The organism is Grimontia indica, assembly GCF_000333895.2.
GTDB lineage: Bacteria > Pseudomonadota > Gammaproteobacteria > Enterobacterales > Vibrionaceae > Enterovibrio > Enterovibrio indicus.
In genome coordinates, this window is record NZ_ANFM02000009.1 from 37,293 (window position 1) to 61,258 (window position 23,966).

Here is a 23,966-nt window from a genome sequence, read left to right on the forward strand (position 1 = left end):
TTAGTACTTAACTTACTGTTTTTATTGCTTGCTGGGTAAGAGAAACCTCGGCATCCCCCTCCTGCTTTGTGGATTTTCGAAACAGAAGACCTCGGTACAAAATTTTTGGCAAGCTCAACATAACCAGAGGAACGAAATAGAGAACGGTGATGAATGAGATGGTCATACAGAACACAATGACCACGGCGATATTGTATTTCGCGACGGCGCCAAAATTGAACTGAAATATTAGTGGGAGCACGCCGAGGATCAGTGAGAATGAGGTCATAAACACCGCATTGAAGCGCTTTGCACATCCCTGAATGATGGCTTCTTTCATGGAGGCTTCTTGTCCATTCTCCTTTGCCAGCCTGAGTACTTCATACACCATGATCACGGCTTGCTTGGACGACAAACCCACAGCGGTCAAAATAGACAGGCGGGTGTAGATGTTGTCACTAAGCCCGAACAAGTCGAGGGCAATATAACCTGAGAAGTAGGTGATAGGTACGGTGGAAACCATGATGATGATCGGAGCTACCAGTGAATCAAACAGCACGGTGAGGAGAAGGAAAATCAGAATCAGAGAGAACAGGGTGATCTGAACGTGTTCTGTGACCGATTTAGAAATTGAGCGACTCGAACCTAACAACGTAATGTTGTGCTCGGGGACTCCTTTCGAAATCAGAATGTTTTTCAGGGTCTCGATGGCTTCGTATTTATTTGCACCCGACAAGGTTATCCCGCGAATTTGAACGCTAGGTAATCCATTGGTTTTATTGATGTCTCTTGGCTCGAAAGAAGGCTCGACCCGTTGAATGGCACTCTTCATAATTTGGCGGCTGCCATCGTCATACAGTGTGTAGTCATCAACCCAAGTCATTTGAGGCATTGGCGCGGCTCGGTTATAGCTTGACTCGGAAATACCAAGATAGACTTTCACATTGTCGTTAGCGTGGGGTGTTTTTCCTATGTAATTGGGCTGAGCAAAGGCGGCAATTAATGAAGCAAAGTAGCGATTTTCGGCACTGCCATACGTTGATGTATCTACAAGCGTTTCGATATTGAACTGGTTAGAAACGTACTTGGCGTCATGGATAAGAAACTCGTAGAGACCCGTCGCCCGAGCCTCACCAAGCGCCTTCTCTACTTTTTCCAAAATCTCTTCGGTGTCACTCCCCATCACGGCAATATCAATCGGAAAAGTTGAAGCACCGGGTATGTCTGTCGGAAGTATGACAAACGAGCGGCTGAGTGTTTCAGATGCCAGCAGTGACGCCAGACTCTCTGATTGTTTGACCAACATATTGTTTCTCTGAGGATTCTCGCTGAATTGTTGAAGGAGACTATTCAAATCTCCGAACAAGCCCTCAGAAGATGTTTCGTACTCAGGCTCTTTCAGACGCACGTAGTGAGTGATCATGTTGCTGTCTGGCACACCTGTGACATAGTTTGTCGATTCAACCCAAGGCAGACTTAGTACTTTCTCGGTCAGGGCGTTCGCTTGCTGCTGCACCTCGATAGATGTCGCATTTGGACTCACTTCGCTCAGTACCATCAGTAAGCGCTTGTCTTCTGGCGGCGCGACTTCATTGTTTGTGTTCTGCCAAGAAAGGTAACCGAAGGCCAGAATACCTAGCAATGCAAAGGCCATCGTCGCACGAAAACCGCGGCTTTCCGCAAACCAAACGAGTGAATGACGATAACTGCGCATGACCGGGTTTTGGTAAGGCGCAGACTTTCCATTTTCGTTTCGGACGAATTGGGAGGGCAAGAGCTTGGGAGTGACCAGCACAGAAACAAACAGCGAGCAGAGTAGTGCAATTGAAATGGACAAACCAAACTCCTTGCTGACAACACTGTAATCTGCACTGGAGAAGATGTAAGGCAAGTAGACAACAACCAGTGTGAGGGTGATGGCGACCAACACCATCATGATGGCTCTGAGATTGTTAAGTTGACGGTTCCCCGCTCTCGTTTTGTCTGACCCCTGATTTTGAAGATAGTCTGTGACCACAATAGAGTCATCAACCACCAAACCGATAGCGATAATCAATGCAGTGATCGTAATGAGGTTTATTGAATCCAGTGACACTGAAAAGAAAGCGAAGGCCAGCAGCAATGAAAGAGGAATGGAAAGCGAAATAGCAAGGGCTGATGCTGCGGAACGTGTAGTGAAATACACAATCAAACAAGTGACGACGACGGAAAGGATAATGGATATCAACGTCTCCTTAATAGAGCCGTAAAGCATCACCGTGCTGTCCATGATTTCCTGTGCCTTTAAATCAGGCTCGTTCTGCAAGAATGTGGTGATCATTTGCTTCACGTCACCGGCGACAGAGAGCGGGTTGTCTCTTCCATCAAAAGTCGCCAGAAGTACAACGCCATCTTTATCATTGAATTGTGCCTTAACCCTTGTGTACTCGTTATCTACACGGAAATTGGCGATATCAGAGAGGGTATGAATTCCTTCAGAATGGCTGTCTTCAATACGCAGTGTCGCCATCTTCTGAATGCCGTTGTTTACCTCTTTATGATGGAAAATCTCGTAATTCTCGCCATCAACCAGATAGCTGGCAGGCTGGGTAAACGCATTGCGTACTGCGTCATAAACCTGATTTAAAGCGAGGCCAGATGCATTGAGTTTGTCCTGACCGATATCGATGTAAATGGCATCACTTGGGCCATACAAGGCAACAGACTGGATACCTGGCAAGCTGCGGAGGATAGGTGTGATTTCAGTTTCCAGCAGTCGGCTCACCAGTGCATCTGAGCGAGATGAAGAAGTAAACACGTAACCCAGGTCAGGTGCATAATCGCCGTCATCGAGGCCAGAGGTCAGCTCATCCAGATTGTTTTGAACCATAGTACTGTTCGTCAGCGCATTACTGATGTCTCTTGCAACGGCATCAATATCCACGCTCTTGTCGAACTTTCCGGTGACGCGAAGGGTGTTGTTTCCAACCGTTAGACGGGTGTATTCGAGCCCGTCCTGGGATGCAAAAATATCTTCAATATCGCTGGCAACGTGTGTGGCGATGTATTTGGCAGGCTTATCGAAAAACTGCGCAGAGACAAAAATACTGCTGCTGCGCGAGTAAGGGAAAGAGGTGAGAGTGGCGAACTTCAGCGCTGCCAAACCACAGAGGGTGATGAGCAACATCAAAATGATGTAACCCATCTTTGAGTCAAAATACCGTTGTAGCGGTGATTGCGCCTTCATCGAACCATCCCCACTAGTTGTTGAGTGTCATTGTTGTCAGCTTTGGGCTGAGGTTTTACGCGCACAAGTTCGTTATCGAGTAGCTTAAAAGAGCCCGCTGTCGCAATGCGATCACCTGCGCTTAAACCGCTTTCCACTTCCAATATGCCATCGTCATACCAATGCACCTGAACATAAGCCTTGTTGACACGTCGACCTTTGAGTTTGAAAACATAAAATCCCTTGTAATCGAGATGAACATATTTGTTCTCGAGGAAAATCCCTTGCTCAGACTGGTAGAAGGGCAGGCTGGCTGTGCAGCGCTGGAATAGTGAACGGTTGGACATTGCTTTGACGTTGTCATTACCTTCATATGTATGGCTGACATTGCCGTAAAGCTTCACAAACTCGCCATTGTCTTCCGGCTCGAAGTGGCTGTAGTTGGCCATTGCCATCTGTCTTCTATCGTCAACGGATTGAAGTGGAATTTCGTTTTCCAAGGCCAACGACGAGAAAATGTGCAGCGGGATACGGGACGTAAACTCGAACGAACTGTTGCTGTAAAACGTAAGAACAGATACGCCAGGCACCACTCGGTCGTGCATTTTTACGCTTGGCGTTTCGAACACACCATCTTCCGGCGCATAAAACTTGAAGGATTTAAATAAAGCGGTTTGGTAGTCCACCTCTGCCCGGAGGTTATCCACTTCCAGTTGGAGTTGGTCCATCTCTTGTCTGGATTGCTTCACACTAAGCGAGCGGTAACGCTTGAGGTTGAGTGCCGCCAAGCGCAGATTGTTCTTCGCGACTTGATAGGCGTAGCGAACCGACTCATTTTCGATTTCTAACAATAACTCGCCCTTTTTCACCTGGTGTCCGCCTTTGCGCACATAAATCACTTCGCCTTCCACTTTTGGTGCGATGTGATAGATGTGTTGGGGCGCAATCATGCATGACGATTGATAAACCTTGTGACGTTGTTGCTGACGAACTGTCAGACTTTCAACTGTTTTAAGTTGGAAGCCAGCAGGTATCTCCGTCTCCGAGGTTTTCTTTTTTACACCAGCCAGCGCATCAGAAGCGGTAGAGGCCAGCACTAACAAAGGAAGAAAAAGGGCGAGTTTATTGTTCATAGTGTTTCCGCTACCTGTCGTTGTGGTTCACGGGATACAGGCTCTGGCATACGCAGGCCCTCGTATTTACCTTGCTTGAGGTATTGCTTGTTGTGCTTTCCGTTGTCGTTGATAGGAATGTCAATCAAGCGCTCAATCCGTTTTGGCAAGTGGGAAGAGAGGGCTGAGCGTTTCTGCAGACGTTCACGCACTGCTTCGTCGGATAAGGTTTTGCCGATTTCTTCGACGATAAATGCAGTAATGTCGAGGGATTTTGCATCCACCAAAATACAGGCATCTCGGATTTCAGGTTGAGACTTCAACCACTGCTCATGTTCTTTGCAGGAGTACTTCAAACCATCAATCTTGAACACTTCATCTTTACGCCCGCTGAGATACAGGTAACCATCGCTATCCATACGGCCATAATCACCGGTGGCGAGTTTCTTCTGGCGGTCATTTTCATCAAAGAAGATGGCTTTGCGCGTTGCTTCAGGATTGTCGAGGTATTCCGTCATGACGTGCGGGCCGGACACCACAATCTGACCTTCTTCACCATAGGGAACGGGTTGGTTGTTATCATCTAAGATCTCGATGCGTGTGCCGGGAATGGCAACGCCAACACTTTCCGGTTTGTTGGCATATTCATCAGGGTGAAGCCAAGTGGTGCGTTTGCACTCAGTCAGGCCATACATAGAGAAGAAGCGGCAGTTTGGAAAAACAGCCTGCATGTAATCGACTTCTCCACGGTGGATAGCTTCACCTGTGTTAGTGATTGTGGTGACAGACTCGAACTGACTCTTGCTGCCAAACTGCTTGATGAGACGGGCCATGGAGGGAACGATAGGGAAGTGTGTGGCGGATATCTTCTGGATCTCCATCAGATTTTTCTGGGGGATCATGAACGAAGAGGTCAGGTAAGTGCGGCAACCTGTGAACAGTGGGAAAAGGATCTGATAAAAACCGTAGTCAAAGTTCAATGGCAACGCATTGTAAATCACATCATCACTGTCGACTTCCAGATACTCGGTGATCGACTGGGCGGCAAAACTGACATTGCCATAGCTCAGCGCTACGCCTTTCGAACGGCCAGTTGAACCGGAAGTGAAGAACACCAGGCCAATGTCGGTGGCTACCGGGGCACGCTGACGTTGTTGCGAAGAAACCTGAGTGTCATTAACACCGGTTGCGCGGTCATTGCGAAGCCAGGCTTGCGCATTGAACGCTTCTGTTTCGGCATCACGATAGTAACCAAACTGATACTGAGCGTTTTGAGCATGCTCAGGGGCGATGAGCAAAAGGTCGGCTTCGTACTGGTCGATAATCGACTGGTTTTTCACCTTGTCAGCACGCGCGTCAATATTGGCAAATAATACGCCGAGCTTGTTGGCAGCCAGTAGAAGCGGCATGGTGTTGATACCGCGACCGGCGACGTACAGCAATCTGTCACCCAATCCCAATCCGAGTGCTGATAGCGCGTTGGCATAGTCATCGGCTTTTTCCCGAAGGGTGGTAAACGTCCAGTCGTGTTGCGAATCACTCAAACAAATCTTGTTCGGATAGCGTTGCTGGATATCGATCAATTGGTGGTACAGCGTCGTTTTCATAAGGTCACACTCTGCATTTTTTGCATCAAATGGTATTCATAGCGAGAACGTCCGATCTCAAACAGGATGAAGATGGCAGACGCGAAGAACGCTACAGCGAGTAAGGTGTATAGTTCGGTGCTGGTGGTGCAGTAAGGGCGCACCAGTTCTATCAGTACAACTTCGCCGCCGAGATAGAGGAAGTTGTAGATAAAGGCACGGCGGGAGCGGAACGTTTGCTCCATGAACACTGTCATGCCGACGTAGGTAGAAAGCACCAGAAGTGCGGGTGCAATGATGCGGAGATATTCGGCACACTCAGCAGCAACGCTGGGCTCATTGATCAGCCATTGCGCAATCTGCTCACTGAAAATGAATACCGCCAGCAGTACCGGGATCTGATAAAGCAGTGAGTGAGTGACAAACTGCGTCACACTGTTTTTCAGCATGCTGTAATCATATTCCGCTGAGTGCTTGTTGAAGCGGATTGCCTGACTGACGCCGACGGCAATAGACAGCATGATGATGATGTTCTGCACGCGGGAGTATAGCGGGAATGCAGAAGCAGCAGCATCACTGTATTGAAGCAGCACGTAGGTGATGTAGAACAACCAGGCAATCAGCAGCAGATAACTCGAGAAAATGGGTACAACAATGGTGAGTAACTGCTTGAATTGAGACCGCATCGCACCGAAGTAATGCATCACCCGGGGAGCCAGTAATTCGCGCAGTGTAGGTGATAGCGTTAACGCAATCGCCATCGACGCAATGGTTGAGCACACTGCTGCGTAGGGCATCGACATAACGCCGTGACCTTGCTTGGCAAACAGGTAAATCAAGCTCAGTTGCAGCACATTGGCGATAACGACAATGCTGGTGGCGGTAGCGTTTTTCTCTTTTGCGAACAGACAGGTCGTGAGAACGGAAGAGAAGGTAATGAGCATGAATGCCCCTGCCATTGCCGTCAGCAAATCGACAAAATCGAGGTAGGTGACAATTGGCAAGTCAAAGTAGGGACGAAGCATAGGAAGGACTCCCCATGCTATCGCTGACAATACGCCAAACACACCCACAGCCATCGCCAACAGGGTAGCGAGTGCTCCATGAACCTCGTTCGACTTTGTATCCTCGTGACTGGATACCACAGGGAGTGCCCCAGCCCTCAACGCATCTGACAGGGAAGAAAGGGTAAAACCGAACGGCATAAAGACCGTCAGGATCAACAGCGCCCGCTGGTCTTCCTGGCAGATAATCCACACCGCCAACAATTGCGTGACGAAAGTCGATGACGAGGAGGCAAAGATGGAGAGGGTTGAGACGATCTGTTTCATAGTCCTCTCCATGGGCTTTGATAGTCATTGCGCTTAAGGATGTTCACCAGATTGTGTTTCTGGATTACATGTGTGCCTTCCATGAAGTCCACGCCATAGCTATCCCGCATAAACTTGCGAACGTGAGTAAAGCGATCTGACTGAAGTTTCTGATAGTGCGTGAACAGAAACGGACGGATTTGTTTCACGAAATCATCCAGCTCAATTTTTGCCATTGATGAATATGCCGTGTTGTCCGGTTCTTTATCGGCAGTTCGTGCTGCCGCAATGTTCATTTCGCGCATGCTGGCCAAGGTGGTGTTGAAGTGACGGCAGGTTTCCAGTGGAATACCGACCTCTTCACCATGTTCAAGCAGCAGATCAATGACTGCCTGCGCGTAGCCAATACTCAGTCCGACGACACAGGGGCGCATTTTGTTAAAAGTGCGGATCATTGAGAACAATCCACGTTCACAGGGGTGAAGATGTTCGCCCAACAGATTTTCACGGGGTATGGGCATGTTGTTGAAAGTCAGATATGACAGACGCGCTCCGCGCATACAGTGTTGTTTGAGTAAGCGACGTTCTAGATGGCCACTGTTGATCATCTCTTTGGTCAGTAACGCCGCGCGAGTTGCGAGCGGGCTGCTGCCGGTTTTGAACAACACGACCCCCATTTCACCGCGGGCCCCGTTTCCGATAAGCCACTTTTCACCGTTTAAGACGTCGTTTTCCAGACGCGATTCCAGTCGCCCTGCATCACTGCCTTTGTTGGGTTCTGTGACAGCAAAAAACGTTCGGCAATCATGGGCTTTCAGGTAGTCATAAAACTGCGCTTTCTGCTCGTCAGAGCCCGCTTCATTTAAAATGACGCCTGATAGACTTGGACCGGGAGAAAACAGCAGCGAACCCGGGTCTCCGTACGAAAGCTGTTCGAACATGCGGACACGCTCTTCCGTGGTCATGGAAAAACTACTCAACAGGAGTTTATCCAGCGCCGGATTACGGAAATCGGCCCCTGTCAGAACATCCTGATAGCTGTCTACCGCTGTTGATATTTCACGTAACCATTCAATATGGTCGGCGTATTTCTCGCCATAGGTCGCTTGATATCTGTCTAAATTCATCATCGCCAGTACTCCAGATCATTCAGCAGCAGCGCGAACTGCAGGTGTTGTTCCACACTTGCCCCTGCCAGAATGGAAATGCCACCCTGAAGGTTGGAAATGATGTTAGATGCAAGCATGGTGCGGTCAGCGAGCGGTGAGAGGGTTTCAGGAAGTGAATCCGCCACCATCTCAAGCTGAAAAAGAAAACGATGGTAATCAGCCACAGACAGGCTGACGTTTTCGATGTCGATCAGAGAGGTTTCTCCGACTTTTTTGGTTTTTAGACGTTTGATCAGGTGGCGGAAGTTATCGAGAGAGTCTTGATGAAAAAGGCTCACTGCTTCTTGAGTGAAAGCCTCCCAGCTTTGTTCCTCCAGGTGGGATGGGAGAGACTTGGTGGTTTTCGGCAACTTCACAACACTGAAGTGCTTCAGTGATACTAGGTTTTCTATCTCCCATGTATTTAGTGAAACAGAGGTGTCGAAGGATGAGCCCTGCGTGTCCAGGATCACATAGCTATGGTTTGCCAGTGAAAGCTTGGAGACGATGACGCCAGTGATATTTTCCTGATGCTGATATTCAACAGCAGCGCATTGGTTTTCGAAGTCGAGACAATACATTACAACGGCCTCAGCAAAGTAAGAGTTGTATTCAACGATTCGGCATCTTCATCAACAAATAGCCAAATTCCATGTCGAAATGATTCAGGATTATTTTGATATTCCGATATCAACTTCGGTAAGGTGTTGACGGAATATTCATTGGTAAGGTAATAGGCATTATCTAATAGATCTTTGGAGAGCTCCCCTCTATCAGTTAGATAGTCAATTTGCTTAAAAGCAGCACTATTCCGTTGCAGGAATAACACACAGTCAGACGTACTCAACTGGTGGTTAGCCAACAAATTAGTAATCATGTTGGATAATGCGAAGGTTTCTGAATAAATCGTATTTTCATTTAAATACTGAGAATCCAAAACCTTAAATAGCGCGCTGGTATTATCTGCCTGACTAACAAATAATGCCGAACCACTTGAATGATTTGGCATGAGATTATTGTCTGGGAGAAAACGGGGTACGGAAGTTTGTTCCATACCTACCAATATTTTCTTCCTGAGATCTGACTTTTCATCAGTATTAAACAGAATGTGAAGCGCGGTAGTTGTAGCAATAGATCCTACATCACAGACATCGAGAATTTCGGCATCGAGATTGCTCTTCCAGAGGAAATATGTCGCGAAGGCAGAATAGTCTGGATCCCATTCCGGTGTCCAATAGCTAAAGGTGACGTCTGAGACATCAGGGAATTGCTCAAATGGCAATCCCTTGTCCAGCACATTATCAATAATATTGGTATAGCTATACTGGTCACCCATCAGAAAAGTCTCTTCAGACAGAGGCTTATCAGAGATTCGGTGTAGGTCTTTAAAATAGGTGACATACCGATCTCGTGGCGTCTGACTAAGATGCCTTTCTGACATAGGGAAGTGTTCACAGTAATTGATATACATAATTAAGCAGCCGTTTCGAGTGCAACGTTATCTACGATGTAATCCACCATGGCGCCGATTGAACTAAAGTGGCGCTCCTCTAAACTTTCTGGATTAATAGAAAAACCATCAATAGATTCTTCCAATTCCATCAGGAATGTCAGGGAGCCTAGTGAATCCATTCCCAGGTCATCACGAAGACTGGTATTTTCCGTGAGTTGAATATCTTCCGGTACTGTGATAGTTGATTTGAGAATAGTGACCATTTGATTGTATGCGTCTTGTCTTTCCATTTTGAACTCCATTTGTCCTGGTTGTGTACGGGAAATTAATTATTCAGTACAAAACCATTTAAGCGCAAAATGGATGATTTATAACCTGATACTTTTTACAGTGATGAGTGTAAGTTCTTTTATTAGGTTGAATTTTATAGGTTGTTCTAGGTTTGGAATTAAACTGTGTTAGATCTAACAGGTAATAAAAAAGCACCCATTAGGGTGCTTAATAAAAGAATGATGATTATTTTATAGCAAGATTGTCGTCAAAAAAATTAATGACATTTTTTATCAGTGTGTTCTGAAATTGCGCTCTGTCAATGGGAATGGGATCCCGGCAACTTTCAATGAAATAGTTAAACGGCCAAGAGCATGTCGGTAAATAGGCATAGTGACCCGCTTCCATGAGTTCTTGATGCTCTTTAACATAACTATGTTGCCGTGCCAGATCATCCATCTGACCGACTGAAATGAACTCATCTTTGATGCCATTGGCGAGGAATATAGCGGGTGCATCTGCAGATTTATCCAAATCAATCAATTCGGTATACGCGGGTGCAAAGAGAGCGATGGCTTTTGCGGGTATTGATGGAGTGGGTGTTAACTCTGGCTCTGCAGAAAGTGCGCTTATACGTTGACTGAACCTTGGGTTACAAATCAGCACATTGTCACCCGGCGAAAGCGATGCACAGTAATTTTCCTGTTTATCAAGCAGAGCTCGAAAGTGAGTGCTGGTGAGTGCGGCATAGCCTCCCAGCGAGTAACCGAGTATGCCAACGGGTAGCTGCTTTAGATTTGCATCATTGAGATACAAGTTCTCTAACAGAAGTTTCAAATGCCTTTGCCTGGCCACCATAGGGTCATTGGAAAGCTGACCACTCCTGAGCCCCTTCAAGTCTTGATGTGAAACGGCGGCAACCACGTATCCTGCTTGAGCAAGATTGGCCGCGTATCGTTGCAATGAGTCTGCATTGGCTGAAAAACCGTGGGAGACGAGAATAACGCCTTTTGGGGTCTCTTCGGACTCTGGTAATCGCCACAATTTGGCGGTGAGTGAGGTTTGCCCTTTTGGATCTTCAACACCAAAAGTTGAAACATTAAGTCCTTTCTCAAGTGTTATATCATTTTGCTGTTTAGAAAGCTGATAAATCGAAAACGCTACGCCGACAATGACGATTGCGACAATCGCAATGAAAATGCTCATCTTGCCCCTCATTCAGTGTCCTTTCCTTTGGTAATGGTGAATACCGTTGCCCCAAACGACGCCCCAATACCTGCAGCGACTGCGAGGCAATGCGCCGTTTGTCCGGCTTTCATCCCGTCATAGAAATCACCAAGATTGACGAAGACATCACCGCCAAAGCAGTGGCCAAGTCGGGAAATATTGCGCGAGTAGACTTTCTCCATGCCGACTCCGAGTTTCGCGGTGAGCTTCTTCCACGTTTGCACATTCACATTGTGTGGCAGAATCACATCAACCTGCTCGAGCGAAAGGTTAGCTTTATCCAAGCAACGACCGACGACCTTGGCAACATTCAGTTGGTAGTGTTCGTTATATTTTTGCTGAAGCCCATCATTGGTCTCGAGATAGATACCACCGGAGAACTCACCATCAAACAGGGTTGAAACCGCCACAACGGCAATGTCGCTTTCGGTACGGGTAAGTTTCACGAGATTGATAGTGTCGGAACTCAGCGCGACGGGGTTAACACGCAAATCTTCGTTGTCTGCAATATCTCCCGTGACAAGAAGAATGTTGTTCAACGAGACATTCCGCTCGAAGTACTGCATAAGCTGCATGGGGGTAGCGCACTTGGTAGCGGACGACGAAAAACCCAACCAACGGCTCCCTACGTCTTTGTCTGTCAGAGAGGCGCGGCTGCTTTTCAACATAACGCGCTCAGCGAATACCCCACATAATGCGCCAGTGTGATTGTGTACCACTGCATCGAAATCGGGTGCATCGTCAGCGCTTGCTTGGGCATAGATTGAAAGTGCCCGTGCGTAGTACTCGGTGCATGGCGTCCTGTCGTAATAGGGGATTTCGCCAAAGCCATACCATTGGCTGAATACTTTTGCTGACGAGGCACTGAGAAACAGGGCATCGTGGTCAGCCGCAACATTGAGTGTAGCGGGTGCCGGTGCTGTAACGTTACGACTGATATAAAACATAGTCGTCTTTCCTTATTGATAAAGTAGCGCGTTTACCCAATGTAGGGGAGACACTGATATCGCCATCCGGGAGGAAACGTTCGTCTTCAACAAGTAATCGATAGCAATCAAGGAACGCTTCTTCATTCAGGAAATCAACCGCTGCAATATCATCCAGCGCTTGGAGATGTGGCTTAAATTTGGGCATGACACCTGGCTTGGAGTCGGTGAGATAACCCCATAGGTCAAAGACATCAGCCTCGTAGCGACATAAACTTGCCAGATCAAACAACATGATTTTGCGCACGTACCAAAGCCCCATCTGTGCATTGGGTGTGCTGCCACTGAACCACTCAGCTCTGAGTTTTTTGGTGCGGATTTTGTGCCAGGCTCTGGGGCCTGAAATAAACTTGGCAGGGTCGACATTGACCGGGTTAATTCCTAAGTCCTGATGCTGCATCAAGCGCGAACTTCCTCTCGGTTCGAGCAGTTTCCAAGACTCACCGTCGTAATACTCCACAACCACATGATCAGCCAGCGCGCGTTTGGTGTCGTAGTACATATGAGTGAAGCCGTAACGAAGACGCGCAGGCACACCTTGAGCGCGGAATTGGCTGCAAATTAGCAGTGCGAGATCCCGGCAGCGACCGCCGACAGGAGATTGAGGGGTATTAGGATCAGGGTTCAGCTCAGCGTAGCGCTTAATGATTTCATTAACGGCGCGAAGTGATAGGTCGTTTTCGCGCTCTGGCCCCATCTCGTGAAATTCAGAGTGGTTGTAGTGAGCGACCAACTCGTTGGCAAGATCAATGGCAGCTTGTGGATCAGAAAGAATGTCTTCTCCATAGGCGGGTGCGAATTGCTGCCAAGCGTCAAATTCCGTGTAAGGAGTATGGGTAGAGTAAATTCTGGCGATATCCATCATGGCAGATTGTGCTGCGTTTGCTGTCATGGTCTTTCTCCCTGTAGTAATTCGTCGAGAACAGTCAGGCATTCGTTTTTCACCGTCTGTTCATGCTGAGATTGCGCTTCGGTATGGCTAGCTTGCCGGGGAAGGTGGATGAAATCGTAGTGCTCGCCTTCTGAAAGCAGGTGCAAGGTGGTTTTGTTGCGCTCAAACAGTTCAAGATAAGCTAATGGGCTGCCAAAAGTGGGGTGGCTATCTTGCTCTGAATGTATCAATTGAATATTGCTGATTGGTGCATCGCTGAGTGTGCCATTGAGGCCTCGGGTGGCTGATAAGCCGGGCGCCATCAGCAAGAGCTCATGTTGCCAGCCTGGGCAATTCCCGGCAGAAATAGCGCGGATTAGCGGATATATACCGGCGGAAAAAGACACATAACGAATACGATTAATGCGCTCTTCTGAGAGCACCACGCCTGTTAGCAGCGAAAATGCGCGCAGCATGGCACTGTATTCGGGATAAGCATCCGCCAATGCAGAAGCGACTTTATCTGGGTCTTCGCTTGGCTTTAGGTTTGGGTTGATATAGCAACCTGCCGACAATACCCAATAGCCTTGTTTTGCTAGCTTTTCGGCAAGATGGAAGCAATCAAAAGGACCTCCATTGAAGCCGGGAAGCATCAGGCAGAATTTCTCAACTTCCACATCCGGCTTCGCTTCAACGCAACGCGTTTTCACTGCGCTCCCCAGATGGCTCAAGTAGTATCGTGCGTTTTGTTGACGCTCAGGCGGATTTGCAAGTTCACTTAACGGACACCAAATTGCCAGATTTGTTGGCCTGCCTTCGAGCGTCACCAGGTTATTGAACATAGCAACGTCGGTTGGTGTCTGTGTATTTACTCTTGTTTGGCGGGGTGTTATGAGCGTATCAAGCATGGCAAGTCACCTGTTTAATGAGTGCTTTTTTGTCGAGCTTTCCATTTCTGTTCTGAGGAAGAGAAGTAACATTCACGAAGTGGGGCTGAACATAGTTGTCATACTGGTCGCGGAAGATGCGTGCCAACGCTGATTCGGAGATCTCAGCGTTCAAAGTGACCACAAGCAGACGCTCAAATGTGCCAGCTTCCCCCTGAGTAAATGGCATCACGACCACTTCTTCGGCACGCGATTTTTCTTTGACGAATGACTGACAGGCAGCGGTATTAAAACGATACCCGCCGATTTTGATGTCATCATCCTGACGGGCTATGAATACATGGTTTCCATCATCCTCGATGCGGATAATGTCTCCTGTCCGGAAGAGGTTTCCATGCTCTGGACTGAACGCGAATCGCAATGCGGTTTGCTCAGGGTTCTTCCAATAGGTTTTTAGCACTTGAGGGCCGGCAATATACGCTTCACCTGTGCCAAACGGTTGAAGCTCGCTGTCTGGTTTGGGTTGCACTAACAGTTGGTGACCACCAAAAGGTTTACCCAGCGGCATATGCTGCGGGTAGTGGGCATCTGCTTCAAACCGACATGCCATCATGGCAACGGTGCATTCTGTCGGGCCGTAATAGCTGTAAATGACACAATTCGGTGCTGCATCTTTCAGTGCTTTCAGCAGGGCGGGTTGCACTGGCTCACCACCTACAAAAGCGAGGCGCAGGTCTGGATATTGGTCGGGCTGCAGCTGACGTGTTTTCTGTAGATATGAAACGGTTGATGGAACCGATGCCCACACACTGACGCCATTGGCTTTGAGATAGCCGGAAAAGTTGAACTTATCATTTTCACGAAGCACGGCAATCGCACTTTGGTTGAACAGTGCAAGAAAGATTTCGTGAATGCTGAAATCAAAACTCAGTGGAGAAATATGGCTGAATACATCGTCAGCCTGAATACCGAACTCCTCACGTGTTGCTTCAAGATAATTGAGTAGATTTTGAGTCTCTACACTCACCCCTTTCGGGTTACCGGTGCTGCCTGAGGTGAAAATCAGGTATAACTCGCGGTTATTCAGCGAAGGCGAAGAAAATGATTGAGCGGTCTTGTGGAACGCATCGTCTCCCGCTTCGAAGCGCGACTGATTCAGACGATGCCCTTCTTGTGATACCAGTGTGGGACAGCCATGGGCTGTGGCTTCTTCAAGCAAGCGTGAATCCGGATTGTCGGTATAGAAAAAAGCGACAGGTAATTCCCGGAGCAATCTCGCCAGAGATCGGTTATCAATCTCCGCCGTTACTGGCACCAGGGTATAGCCATAAACAACGCTGAAAACGTACAGAGCGATGCTCTGGTAAGCGCGTTGAGCGGACATAATGATATGGGTGCCTTGCTGATGTTCGCCCTTGGCTTCTACGAGCTTATTCTTCAAGGTTTTGACATCATGAAGCAGCTCGTGATAGCGGTACGTTTTTCCCTGGTCGATGACGGCTTTTCGTTTGCCAGCATCGACCATGATATTAAATAGCTTGTCTCTCATTAAGAAATCCCTCTAGCTGAACTACTTCCAACACGCATGCGCCAAACATTCCCCCGGCACCTGCGGCAACGGCCAGAAACCTTAGCGGCGTGGAGGCTGTCGGGTTTGTGCCGGCAAGACGATGTTTTTCAATCGCGTCACTCAGGTTGATCACCATGTCATTGCAGAAGCAGTGCCCCTCGGTCTGGATATTGCGCGCAAAGAGCTTCTCTTCCGCTACATCGAGCGATTGGCAGAGAAAGCGCCATGACTTGATATTGATGTTGTGAGGCAGGATATGGTCGACCTCCTCCAGCGTGACGCCTGCTCTTTCAAGCGCAGAGTGGATGACCTGATGCATATTGCTGCGATAGCTGTCTTCGTAGGCTTTAGTTTCTGAACCTTCGCCCCAGATGCCGCGGGAAAAACGTCTGTCGTAGTGCATATGCACACTGCTGACGCGGATTTTTGGCGTGTCTGTCTGGGTCAAAAACAAACTGGTACTGCTGTCCCCTTGAACAGAGAGCCCACGAGTGATCCGCATTTCTTTACTAAAAGCCAATTCTCCGTTGTGAATGGCAACCTGATGTTCCGACTGTGTTCGGAACAGGAGATCAAGCTGCTTGAACAGTGATACACAGCGATTGGCATTGCCCGAACCCAAAGGGGTCAGGTTGTGGATGCGAGCTAATTTTCGGTCTAATGAAAGCCCAAAGCGCGTGCGTCTCGCGCCCGTGTTCGCACTTCGCAGCAGTGACGGGTTAACCGATTCGCTGCGAGAAACCAGAGGTAGCAGAATATCGTCGGTCGATGTGCCTTCTGGCAACACATTGACGGACTCTATTCCCATCATCTTTTTCAGGATATGGGCATTGAATGATGAGCAATGCACGGCTTCATGTTCTTCAATCAGCACCAATCTATGCTCTGGACGAATCACCCGGATTGCATCGATAGAGAGCGCTTTAGACGGTATCGTTACAGATGTCATGACACCACCTCTGCGTTGACCTGCTGGAAGAGAGATTTGTGGTCCACCTTCATATTTTTATTGAGTGGGATCGGACCGATATTGATTTTGAGTGGCAGGGCATAACTGGGTAACACAGTTGCGAGTTGATGCCGGATGTCGACTTCATTCAATCCCTCGCCTGAAATAAACAAGACGATGCCAACGGTGGTGCCGTTAGTAGAGTTTTTCTCCACGACCGCGAGGTTTGAACAAGGTATGGCTTGTCTAATCAGGTGTAGAATTTCATTCTTCTGTATGCGATGACCGCGGATCTGTAACTGATCATCTGCGCGGCCCAGGTAGTGGTTAGGCTTGCCGGGTGAGAGCTCGACAATGTCACCGGTGCGGTATAGAAGTTGTCCTGACTGCGGTTCTTCTACCAGTTTGTCACGGCAGAGCTTACCATCACGGAAATAACCATCGAAAACCTGGGCACCACCAACAAGCAGTTCGCCATGCCCTTCCTCTGAAATATGACCTTCACTCAGGACATAGAATGTCGTGTTATCCCAGGCGTTACCTATCGTGAGAACGCCATTTAGCACGTCATCATCACTTGGGCGGGTGACCTCTTTCCCTGATACCGATACAGTGCATTCTGTTGGGCCGTAGAGATTAAAAATACGACTGTTAGGTGCAAGGTCTCGCCATGCTTGCTGAATGACCATTGGGAATGCTTCACCGCAGATCATTGTTTTACGAATGCTGTTGAAGCGATGATTGCCGAATTTTTTTAACTGATTCAGATGGTTGATAAATGAAGGGACACACGACCAGAAGCTAATTTGGTGTTTATCGACAAAATTCTCAACGGTAGCTGGACTGAGAAGATCCGACTTCTCCGCAACACATAAACAGGCGTGATTGTGGATAGGTACATAGAGCTCGTGAATGTTGAAGTCGAAACAAACATCGTGAATGACTGAAAAACGATCGGTTCGATGGATGTTGAAAAAGCGTGTCGCGGCACTGAGGTATGCCTGCAGATTGTCGCTTTTTATCGGCACAGATTTAGGTACCCCAGTGGAACCGGAAGTGGACAGGATGTAAACACAATCCTCTAGCTGGAAAGGGTTTTTACCCGTGTTATCTGGCCGTTCCTTTGTTGTGTAGTTGAAGTCCGTATCACAAACCAGTGTCAGTGCGGCACGCTCAGAAATGGCAGACAGCTCTGATGCAGTTTCTGCGTCGGTAAGCAGCAAAAACGCCTGCCATTTCCCTGCTTTTGCTTCTGCACGTTCAAAAGGCTCGTTCAGTGAAATGGGCTCGTAGGTAATGCCTTCAATTCCCATCAAAAGGTTAAATAGATTGCTGAAAAAGGGTGAACGGGAGCAAGTGATAACAGGCACGTTAGGTTTCAAGTGGCCCGCTTCTTCAAGCAATACCTTCAACGCTGTCGACAGATCCAGAAGTTGGCGGTAGCTGATCTCCAAGTGTCGAAAACGTACTGCTGCAGCATCACCATAATGCGCCAGATTATCCTCGATAGTTTGGCGCAGAGGTGCGGTGTTTGGGGTGATATCAGTCATGGAAAAATTCCTTATCGGCTTCATTGCGCTTTAAGGTGACGCTGGAGAAAAAGCCGCCAACTCCTGCGGTAACGCAGAGAAAGAAATCAGGTGCGTGAGCAAAATCCGCGTCATCGGAGACGGTGAGTTGTTCCAACAGCTTAAGGTTGATGAACGCGTCGCTGCCGTAACAGTGGCCATGGTCAGAGACGCCACCGGTGAAGAATGTCAGTTGAGGGTTAGCTAGCTTCTTTTCAATAGCATTCCAGGTGTACACATTGACGTTATGCGGCACGACTGCAATTCGCGCTTCCGGATTTGTATTGATGGCTGCCAATGCCGATTCGATCAGAGCGACGATACGGTCTTTATAAGTTTTCTCGTAAACAGAGTGGCTATCAGACTCTTCCCAGGCTCCTCCGAAATGGGCGGGGTAAACCTGTGATTGATAGTCGACAAATTGGTAGTTGCCGGATGTGGCATCAAGACTGACCGCGCTTCTAGCATCGCCTGTGACGGTAGAGCCGGGAATGTCTTTTAGGATAGAAGTAAAGCCCGTGTCGCAAGTGACTATGACCTGTTTGCTTTCTTGCTGCCGGCGACGATAAAGGTCGATCACTTTAAATGTCGAGGCACAATTACTGGCCGTCGAGCCAAACAAAGCGCCTTTACCTTCACTAACACGGTTTAACTTACGAAGGCACGATTGGCCGAAGGGATAAACCTCTTGGCCAGTATGTGTATAGGCAAGGTAGGTTGAGCCTTTCAGTGCCGGCTGGTGGCAAAAATCATCCTGAAACAGGTACTGAGAGGGTGATTTGCGAGACACCGGCGTTTGGCTTATCCGGAATATCTTTTTGATGATGCCGACGTAGCCGTTGTCATAGCCGAGCTCTGAAAGCGTCGTTTCAACGGGCTCCCTGAGCTCTGCAGTGTCCGACCAATAATTTAAGTGGGTCATAATGCCAATCCGTTTGCTGACTTATGGCTATCATTGTTGTCCCTCTATCCCCATTCACCCAGCTGTCAGTTCTGACAGTTAGCCCCCAGAGAAAGCTGTGACATGGTTAATGAAGCTTCCCGACAAACGAAATGGAGGAAATATGTTTCGGAAGATGTTGCACGCATTGATCATGGCGGCAGTGATGTTGGTATCGCCCCTGACCTTCGCCAAATCAGACTTCAGCCAAGCGGAAATTCGCACGTTGATTAACGGCCATGAGCTCTCTGGCAGCCCTTGGGTTTTTGAGGAAAGTGATGAAATCAATCACTTTAAATTCTTGCGCGAAGAGCGGAATCAGGAGTATCTGGAGTATTTTGTCTATATGAGCCTTCGTGCTGAGAAGGCTTGTCATAACGTGTTGAGTCTCATCACCATCAACATGAACAGTGATGAAGTTGAAGCTGTGGATATGGTGCACCATGCCCCTGCGCCACGCTGTCTCACATATACAGAGTTCAAAAACCCATAAGAGGATGGCGTGTGATGTCTCAACAATTTTCTGTACCGCAAACACCGTTCTATGTGTATTCGCAGTCGACAATCCAACATCAGTGTCAGCGGTTAAAGCGGGCGGTGTTGCCGGATGTTTCTACCGTTTTATATTCTCTGAAAGCCAATCCAAATCCAGCTTTGGTTAATACCATCGTGGAGGAGGGGATGGGCTGTGATGTGAGCAGTGCATTTGAGTTGGATGTTGCTCTTTCCAGTGGGGTAAACCCCGAGAATATCGGCTGTGTTGGCCCCTACAAATCAACACGGCTACTGACGATGTGCGTGAAGAACAACATTGCTTTTGTGGCTGTTGAAAGTATTGAAGAATTGCTGGAATTGGCGGCGCTACGAAAGGAACATCAGTCAGACACGGCCATTCTGTTGCGACTTAATCCTGATATTGATATTTCGGGTGGCTCAATGAAGATGGGAGGTGCGGCGTCTCAGTTTGGTATCGCCGAATCAGAGTTTGAAGGTGTCCTGTCACTAGCACGTGAGCGTCAGATTCATATCCATGGTGTGCATGTTTACGCCACAACACGTGTGCTTGATCCGGATAGTTTTCTCGCCAACTTTTCTTCGCTTTGCGAATATCTGGCAGCGCTTCCTGAGCGGTTTAGGCTCAAGCTGGAGTGGCTCAATGTTGGGGGAGGGTTTGGGATTCCCTATTACAAGGGCGAACAGTCTTTGTGTCTTGAAGCGATTCAAGAAGAGCTTTTGAACCTACAACATGCTCTGGTGAAAAGGACGGGAGTAAGGCGTCTTTTCTTTGAAAGTGGCCGCTTTATTGTTGGAGAGGCGGGGAAAGCTGTTGTACAGGTGAAGTCAATCAAGCAATCCATGAATAAAACCTATGCCATTTGTGATGGTGGCTACAACTTGTTCCACGGTGCTACAGCCTTTGCGAACTTGATGCGAAAGCCTTACTTCATCAGTAAAGTAGACCCCGAAAACCTCAATATTCTGTCCGAATTACCGCTTCCTGAGCGGGATGTTAACGGTGAGGTGTATACCCTTGTTGGCCCACTTTGCACACCGTCAGACATCATTGCCGATAAGTATGTTTCTGAACCGCTCAATGCGGGCGACTATTTGGTTATCCATCAAGTGGGTGCTTATGCGATTACCAGTTCGCCTGGCCTGTTTATTGGTCACGGATTTCCCGCTGAGTACATGGCTACAGGGACGGACATTGTTCAAATCGGCAAGCAAGACTCTATTGAAGAAATGAAGCGACGATACGTCATTGAGGCGAAAAGAAATGAGCCTCAGCCCAGCACTTACAGTCAGTTGGAGGCTGTTTGAAGTCGCGTCGCAACGAAGCAAAAGTAAGCAAAAGAGAAATTATCAACTTCTCTTTTGCTTAAATTCTACCGTCGTTTCTTAGGGTCAATAGTTCCTGGTCATAAGTTGGGCTTCAGCAGTCCTTTTTTGATAGCCAGTGCAACTGCATGTTGACGGTTGGATGCGTCAAGTTTCTTGGTACAGTTGTTGAGGTGGAACAATACGGTGCGTTCAGATACATCGATGATCTTTGATATTTCCCATGCCGTCTTACCTTCACTTGCCCAGAAAAGACAGTCAGTCTCCCGTTGAGTTAGTGTGGCTTCACCTTTCCCTTTCTCCTTCACTTTCAGCAGCATGTAACACTCAAGGAGGTGTGTTGCCAAGGTGTGCGCGAAAGGAATAGCGGCGTTCAGTTTGTCACAATGGTTATCTTCATCCCCTATTGCCATGCTCAGAAGGACAAAATCACCCGACGCTGACTTGATAGGAACGGTAAACCCATTATGGAGTCCGTGCTCTTTGGCGGCACGCATCAGTTCCTGTTGTTTGGGATCTTGAAATTCTTCACGTTGGACAAGGGAATCCCAACGGATGGGAGACTGTTGGGTCATGATGTAGCTGACAACAGGGTCAACCCGTTGACTGTTTTGCTTAAAATAAATATCTAACCAGGGTTTAGGGTAATTACTCAATACATGAATGACAGGAGCGTGGAGGGATATTTGCTCAATCACGCCAAATAAATAAAAGGGTATTTCTACCAGTTCGCAAAACTCTTCGCAGAGCGTTTCTAGTTCTTGTGTATTTTTGATGTCACCTAGCTTATTGATGATGGCATACAGTTGTTGGGTGTCCATGATTGCCGTTTTCTCTTTCCATAATGCGTAGCCTGAGTAAAAAAATATTTAGACAAATAGAAAAAGCTGAACACCGCTCAGTCGATGGCCAGAAACTACCCTCTTATTTGTCTTTCTATTATCTTTTGCTGGCTTACAGCATGAATGACCTTAGCACTGTAGTTATCTAATTGACAAATTAGTAGACAGTAAATTAGGCAGGAAAGAGTAAGGTGAGACTAAATTCACTAAAGCGAGAATGATAAATTGAGTTGAAGAAACGAATAAATTTAGCAACATGCATACAATGTGATTTTTTCTTTAATATTTAATGTCGTACTCTTGAATTTCATTCTCAGTCATAGAGTTGATCGCACTAATTAAATGCTTTTTCACTTCAACTCTCTATTCCGATCTCCCTACGCATTTTCACTAGTACACCAGAGTCAAAGCCTTGAGTAGAAATGACTTTCCAATGCCATAAGCTGGGTATCTTAGGTTCGGGATGATTGGTTGAAGCGGGGTATTCAGCAAAGGAAGGAACACCTGTCAAAGCAACGTATAGGTTGCTTTCGTCGATGACGTTGGCATTGGCCAACTGGCAAAAAAAAGGGTATCCACAAAGTACAACCAGGACACTTTGACCGGCAGAAGCCAGCTTACTCTGCAAGGCTCTGAACGCTTCAACACTCTCTATTTCTATCGCACAGCATTTGTCTTTTATGACGTCTAGATGGGCGTCAACCTGATAGAGTGTTTTCTCAACAGCCACAATCGTGTCTTTCGTGAGTGCGTGATACAAAGTACTTTTCGCACCAAAGCCAGATAGAAAATGCTCATAAGCCACTCCTTGGCCCATCGCATTTATAGAAACAAAGCACGTTGTCCATGGTCTTTGCTGGCTTTGAATGGTGGCAGGCCCGAAGAAGAGCGACTCATTAGTCGCATCCAATTCAGGTTGGATGAGAGTGATGTCATCATGCTTAAAGGCTTCTACCCCCAATAAATTGCTCAGAGTGGGAGATAGTGTCGGGTAGCAAACGGTTTCAACATTAAGTTCTTGAATAAAAGCGTTTAACTCACTCTTGCTGTAAGAGAATCGATGAGGAGGTGAGGAAATATAAAGTCTTTGCGTCGAAGAGGATTTAAGGGGCTTCTTCGGGGTGTTGAATACCGGGTCGCCCAAAAAGCCAGTGTGGCTTTGTATTAGTTGGTTTTTCTGAAAGAGCATCCAGGCAATGCCATTCCGGTTAGAGAGGGATTTTGCCTTGTTTATTGTAATGACGAGTTCATCCGGCATCACATTGGAATTCAAGGTTGAATCAACATTTTTTAATGTCATGAGATTACTGTTATCTGAGTTGTCCAAGTTAATTTCCTTCAATGTCGAAACACAGACGCCAATTAAGTGAAAATTAAACGCCCGTTTGATAGATAAACGACACCCACATCCACAATAAGCAAACTATTGCAAATAATCTCCCTGTTATATGTGATAGGAAATTATACAAGGCCCATTCAACTTATTTATTTTTCATGTATTTATTGATGCTCATAAAATGACTGCTATTTTAGACAGCTTATCTAAAGAAATGCTCTGCAATAGCCTTTAACTCGTTCAGCAACGTTCGTTCAAAACAATGCCAACGGCTAAAGGATGAGACCATGAACCAGCTAATTACTCTGACTCCAGAAACACGTTTTTCCAATCAATCCGTGCTTAACGATATTTATCGCCTACGTCATCGCAGTTTCTTGGAACGTCTGGGGTGGGAAGTAAAATCTAATCAGAAAATGGAGTCTGACGATTTTGATCGTTCCGGTGCCAGCCATATCGCACTAAAAGATGAGGAAGGAAAAATTGTGGGATGTTGGAGAGCGTTACCAACACAGCAGAGCTACATGCTAAAAGATGTGTTTCCGCAATTACTCCAGGGTGAAGCCGCTCCTGAGGAAGAGGGCGTATGGGAAATTTCGCGATTTACAACGGCGCGGGAGAGCTACACGGAAGCAAGCAATGGCTGGTTTGGCAATCATGCACTCACTTTGATTCGATCTTTTTATGACTTTGCCAAACAAAATGACATCCGTGCCTATGTCTTTGTAACTACTGTGGGGTGTGAGCGCATGTTACGTTCTTTAGGGTTAAATATGCGTAGAATGGGAGAAGGCAAGTCTCTTCAGGTAGGAAAAGAACGTTCAGTAGCACTTTGGTTGGATGTGGACGAGTCTTTGAACTTCAATCTAAATTGATTACAGAAGGGGG

Annotated in this window: 21 protein-coding genes; 3 read left to right on the forward strand and 18 right to left on the reverse strand. The window is 47.4% G+C overall.

Annotated elements, in window-relative coordinates; genetic code table 11:
• Positions 1-7 precede the first annotated feature (7 nt).
• The 16 genes from D515_RS04945 to D515_RS05020 form a co-directional block, all read right to left on the reverse strand.
• A complete protein-coding gene (locus D515_RS04945) occupies positions 8-3,205 on the reverse strand; it encodes an efflux RND transporter permease subunit (RefSeq protein WP_002536599.1) in 3,198 nt (1,065 codons plus the stop codon).
• Positions 3,202-4,317 carry an efflux RND transporter periplasmic adaptor subunit gene (locus D515_RS04950; RefSeq protein ID WP_002536600.1) on the reverse strand — a complete coding sequence of 372 codons (1,116 nt, stop codon included), beginning with the start codon at positions 4,315-4,317 and terminating at the stop codon, positions 3,202-3,204. The genes D515_RS04945 and D515_RS04950 overlap by 4 nt, the downstream gene beginning before the upstream one ends.
• Positions 4,314-5,903, reverse strand: a complete 1,590-nt coding sequence (locus D515_RS04955; RefSeq protein ID WP_002536602.1) for a class I adenylate-forming enzyme family protein — start codon at positions 5,901-5,903, stop codon at positions 4,314-4,316. Before D515_RS04955 ends, D515_RS04950 begins: the two co-directional genes overlap by 4 nt.
• Positions 5,900-7,213 carry an MATE family efflux transporter gene (locus D515_RS04960; RefSeq protein WP_002536603.1) on the reverse strand — a complete coding sequence of 438 codons (1,314 nt, stop codon included), beginning with the start codon at positions 7,211-7,213 and terminating at the stop codon, positions 5,900-5,902. Before D515_RS04960 ends, D515_RS04955 begins: the two co-directional genes overlap by 4 nt.
• A complete protein-coding gene (locus D515_RS04965; protein WP_002536605.1) occupies positions 7,210-8,322 on the reverse strand; it encodes an acyl-CoA dehydrogenase family protein in 1,113 nt (370 codons plus the stop codon). The genes D515_RS04960 and D515_RS04965 overlap by 4 nt, the downstream gene beginning before the upstream one ends.
• Positions 8,319-8,921 carry a hypothetical protein gene (locus D515_RS04970; protein WP_002536606.1) on the reverse strand — a complete coding sequence of 201 codons (603 nt, stop codon included), beginning with the start codon at positions 8,919-8,921 and terminating at the stop codon, positions 8,319-8,321. Before D515_RS04970 ends, D515_RS04965 begins: the two co-directional genes overlap by 4 nt.
• Positions 8,921-9,676, reverse strand: a complete 756-nt coding sequence (locus D515_RS04975) for a hypothetical protein (RefSeq protein ID WP_239643943.1) — start codon at positions 9,674-9,676, stop codon at positions 8,921-8,923. The genes D515_RS04970 and D515_RS04975 overlap by 1 nt, the downstream gene beginning before the upstream one ends.
• Before the next feature lie 137 nt (positions 9,677-9,813).
• Positions 9,814-10,083, reverse strand: a complete 270-nt coding sequence (locus D515_RS04980; RefSeq protein ID WP_002536610.1) for an acyl carrier protein — start codon at positions 10,081-10,083, stop codon at positions 9,814-9,816.
• Between the two features lie 226 nt (positions 10,084-10,309).
• Positions 10,310-11,269, reverse strand: a complete 960-nt coding sequence (locus D515_RS04985; protein ID WP_239643944.1) for an alpha/beta hydrolase family protein — start codon at positions 11,267-11,269, stop codon at positions 10,310-10,312.
• A gap of 8 nt (positions 11,270-11,277) precedes the next feature.
• On the reverse strand, positions 11,278-12,237 hold the full coding sequence (locus D515_RS04990; RefSeq protein WP_002536614.1) for a 3-oxoacyl-[acyl-carrier-protein] synthase III C-terminal domain-containing protein: 960 nt from the start codon (positions 12,235-12,237) through the stop codon (positions 11,278-11,280).
• Positions 12,218-13,168, reverse strand: coding sequence for a transglutaminase family protein (locus D515_RS04995; RefSeq protein WP_002536616.1), 951 nt, complete (start codon positions 13,166-13,168; stop codon positions 12,218-12,220). The genes D515_RS04990 and D515_RS04995 overlap by 20 nt, the downstream gene beginning before the upstream one ends.
• Entirely contained in the window at positions 13,165-14,055 is an 891-nt protein-coding gene (locus tag D515_RS05000; RefSeq protein WP_152442348.1) for an alpha/beta hydrolase, read from the reverse strand. The genes D515_RS04995 and D515_RS05000 overlap by 4 nt, the downstream gene beginning before the upstream one ends.
• Complete coding sequence (locus tag D515_RS05005; RefSeq protein ID WP_002536619.1) at positions 14,048-15,583, reverse strand: AMP-binding protein; 1,536 nt, start codon at positions 15,581-15,583, stop codon at positions 14,048-14,050. The genes D515_RS05000 and D515_RS05005 overlap by 8 nt, the downstream gene beginning before the upstream one ends.
• The gene (locus tag D515_RS05010) at positions 15,564-16,553 is read right to left on the reverse strand and encodes a 3-oxoacyl-[acyl-carrier-protein] synthase III C-terminal domain-containing protein (protein WP_002536621.1); all 990 of its coding nucleotides are present in this window, start codon (positions 16,551-16,553) and stop codon (positions 15,564-15,566) included. Before D515_RS05010 ends, D515_RS05005 begins: the two co-directional genes overlap by 20 nt.
• Positions 16,550-18,103, reverse strand: coding sequence for an AMP-binding protein (locus tag D515_RS05015; RefSeq protein ID WP_002536622.1), 1,554 nt, complete (start codon positions 18,101-18,103; stop codon positions 16,550-16,552). The genes D515_RS05010 and D515_RS05015 overlap by 4 nt, the downstream gene beginning before the upstream one ends.
• Positions 18,096-19,043, reverse strand: a complete 948-nt coding sequence (locus D515_RS05020) for a hypothetical protein (RefSeq protein WP_002536624.1) — start codon at positions 19,041-19,043, stop codon at positions 18,096-18,098. The genes D515_RS05015 and D515_RS05020 overlap by 8 nt, the downstream gene beginning before the upstream one ends.
• Positions 19,044-19,185: 142 nt before the next feature.
• Between D515_RS05020 and D515_RS05025 the strand changes: the two genes are divergently transcribed.
• On the forward strand, positions 19,186-19,554 hold the full coding sequence (locus D515_RS05025) for a hypothetical protein (protein ID WP_002536626.1): 369 nt from the start codon (positions 19,186-19,188) through the stop codon (positions 19,552-19,554).
• Between the two features lie 14 nt (positions 19,555-19,568).
• The gene (locus tag D515_RS05030) at positions 19,569-20,882 is read left to right on the forward strand and encodes a type III PLP-dependent enzyme domain-containing protein (RefSeq protein WP_051997475.1); all 1,314 of its coding nucleotides are present in this window, start codon (positions 19,569-19,571) and stop codon (positions 20,880-20,882) included.
• A gap of 98 nt (positions 20,883-20,980) precedes the next feature.
• On the opposite strand, the gene D515_RS05035 is transcribed toward D515_RS05030, so the two are convergent.
• Positions 20,981-21,721 carry a LuxR family transcriptional regulator gene (locus D515_RS05035; RefSeq protein WP_002536632.1) on the reverse strand — a complete coding sequence of 247 codons (741 nt, stop codon included), beginning with the start codon at positions 21,719-21,721 and terminating at the stop codon, positions 20,981-20,983.
• Positions 21,722-22,097: 376 nt separating this feature from the next.
• Positions 22,098-23,069 carry a hypothetical protein gene (locus D515_RS05040; protein ID WP_002536636.1) on the reverse strand — a complete coding sequence of 324 codons (972 nt, stop codon included), beginning with the start codon at positions 23,067-23,069 and terminating at the stop codon, positions 22,098-22,100.
• A gap of 296 nt (positions 23,070-23,365) precedes the next feature.
• Here D515_RS05040 and D515_RS05045 point away from each other — a divergent pair, with 296 nt between their 5' ends.
• Positions 23,366-23,953: an acyl-homoserine-lactone synthase gene (locus D515_RS05045; RefSeq protein WP_002536638.1), complete on the forward strand. Its 588-nt coding sequence runs from the start codon at positions 23,366-23,368 to the stop codon at positions 23,951-23,953.
• Positions 23,954-23,966 lie beyond the last annotated feature (13 nt).

What these genes read in the sequence shown, in the direction of transcription:
- D515_RS04990 (WP_002536614.1), bottom strand. Translation starts at nt 12,237, where the DNA reads ATGTTTTATATCAGTCGTAACGTTACAGCACCGGCACCCGCTACACTC.
- D515_RS04950 (WP_002536600.1), bottom strand. Translation starts at nt 4,317, where the DNA reads ATGAACAATAAACTCGCCCTTTTTCTTCCTTTGTTAGTGCTGGCCTCT.
- D515_RS05025 (WP_002536626.1), top strand. Translation starts at nt 19,186, where the DNA reads ATGTTTCGGAAGATGTTGCACGCATTGATCATGGCGGCAGTGATGTTG.
- D515_RS04995 (WP_002536616.1), bottom strand. Translation starts at nt 13,168, where the DNA reads ATGACAGCAAACGCAGCACAATCTGCCATGATGGATATCGCCAGAATT.
- D515_RS04980 (WP_002536610.1), bottom strand. Translation starts at nt 10,083, where the DNA reads ATGGAAAGACAAGACGCATACAATCAAATGGTCACTATTCTCAAATCA.
- D515_RS05000 (WP_152442348.1), bottom strand. Translation starts at nt 14,055, where the DNA reads ATGCTTGATACGCTCATAACACCCCGCCAAACAAGAGTAAATACACAG.
- D515_RS04945 (WP_002536599.1), bottom strand. Translation starts at nt 3,205, where the DNA reads ATGAAGGCGCAATCACCGCTACAACGGTATTTTGACTCAAAGATGGGT.
- D515_RS04965 (WP_002536605.1), bottom strand. Translation starts at nt 8,322, where the DNA reads ATGATGAATTTAGACAGATATCAAGCGACCTATGGCGAGAAATACGCC.
- D515_RS04985 (WP_239643944.1), bottom strand. Translation starts at nt 11,269, where the DNA reads ATGAGCATTTTCATTGCGATTGTCGCAATCGTCATTGTCGGCGTAGCG.
- D515_RS04955 (WP_002536602.1), bottom strand. Translation starts at nt 5,903, where the DNA reads ATGAAAACGACGCTGTACCACCAATTGATCGATATCCAGCAACGCTAT.
- D515_RS05045 (WP_002536638.1), top strand. Translation starts at nt 23,366, where the DNA reads ATGAACCAGCTAATTACTCTGACTCCAGAAACACGTTTTTCCAATCAA.
- D515_RS04975 (WP_239643943.1), bottom strand. Translation starts at nt 9,676, where the DNA reads ATGGGTGACCAGTATAGCTATACCAATATTATTGATAATGTGCTGGAC.
- D515_RS05030 (WP_051997475.1), top strand. Translation starts at nt 19,569, where the DNA reads ATGTCTCAACAATTTTCTGTACCGCAAACACCGTTCTATGTGTATTCG.
- D515_RS05005 (WP_002536619.1), bottom strand. Translation starts at nt 15,583, where the DNA reads ATGAGAGACAAGCTATTTAATATCATGGTCGATGCTGGCAAACGAAAA.
- D515_RS04970 (WP_002536606.1), bottom strand. Translation starts at nt 8,921, where the DNA reads ATGTATTGTCTCGACTTCGAAAACCAATGCGCTGCTGTTGAATATCAG.
- D515_RS05010 (WP_002536621.1), bottom strand. Translation starts at nt 16,553, where the DNA reads ATGACATCTGTAACGATACCGTCTAAAGCGCTCTCTATCGATGCAATC.
- D515_RS05015 (WP_002536622.1), bottom strand. Translation starts at nt 18,103, where the DNA reads ATGACTGATATCACCCCAAACACCGCACCTCTGCGCCAAACTATCGAG.
- D515_RS05020 (WP_002536624.1), bottom strand. Translation starts at nt 19,043, where the DNA reads ATGACCCACTTAAATTATTGGTCGGACACTGCAGAGCTCAGGGAGCCC.
- D515_RS05035 (WP_002536632.1), bottom strand. Translation starts at nt 21,721, where the DNA reads ATGGACACCCAACAACTGTATGCCATCATCAATAAGCTAGGTGACATC.
- D515_RS04960 (WP_002536603.1), bottom strand. Translation starts at nt 7,213, where the DNA reads ATGAAACAGATCGTCTCAACCCTCTCCATCTTTGCCTCCTCGTCATCG.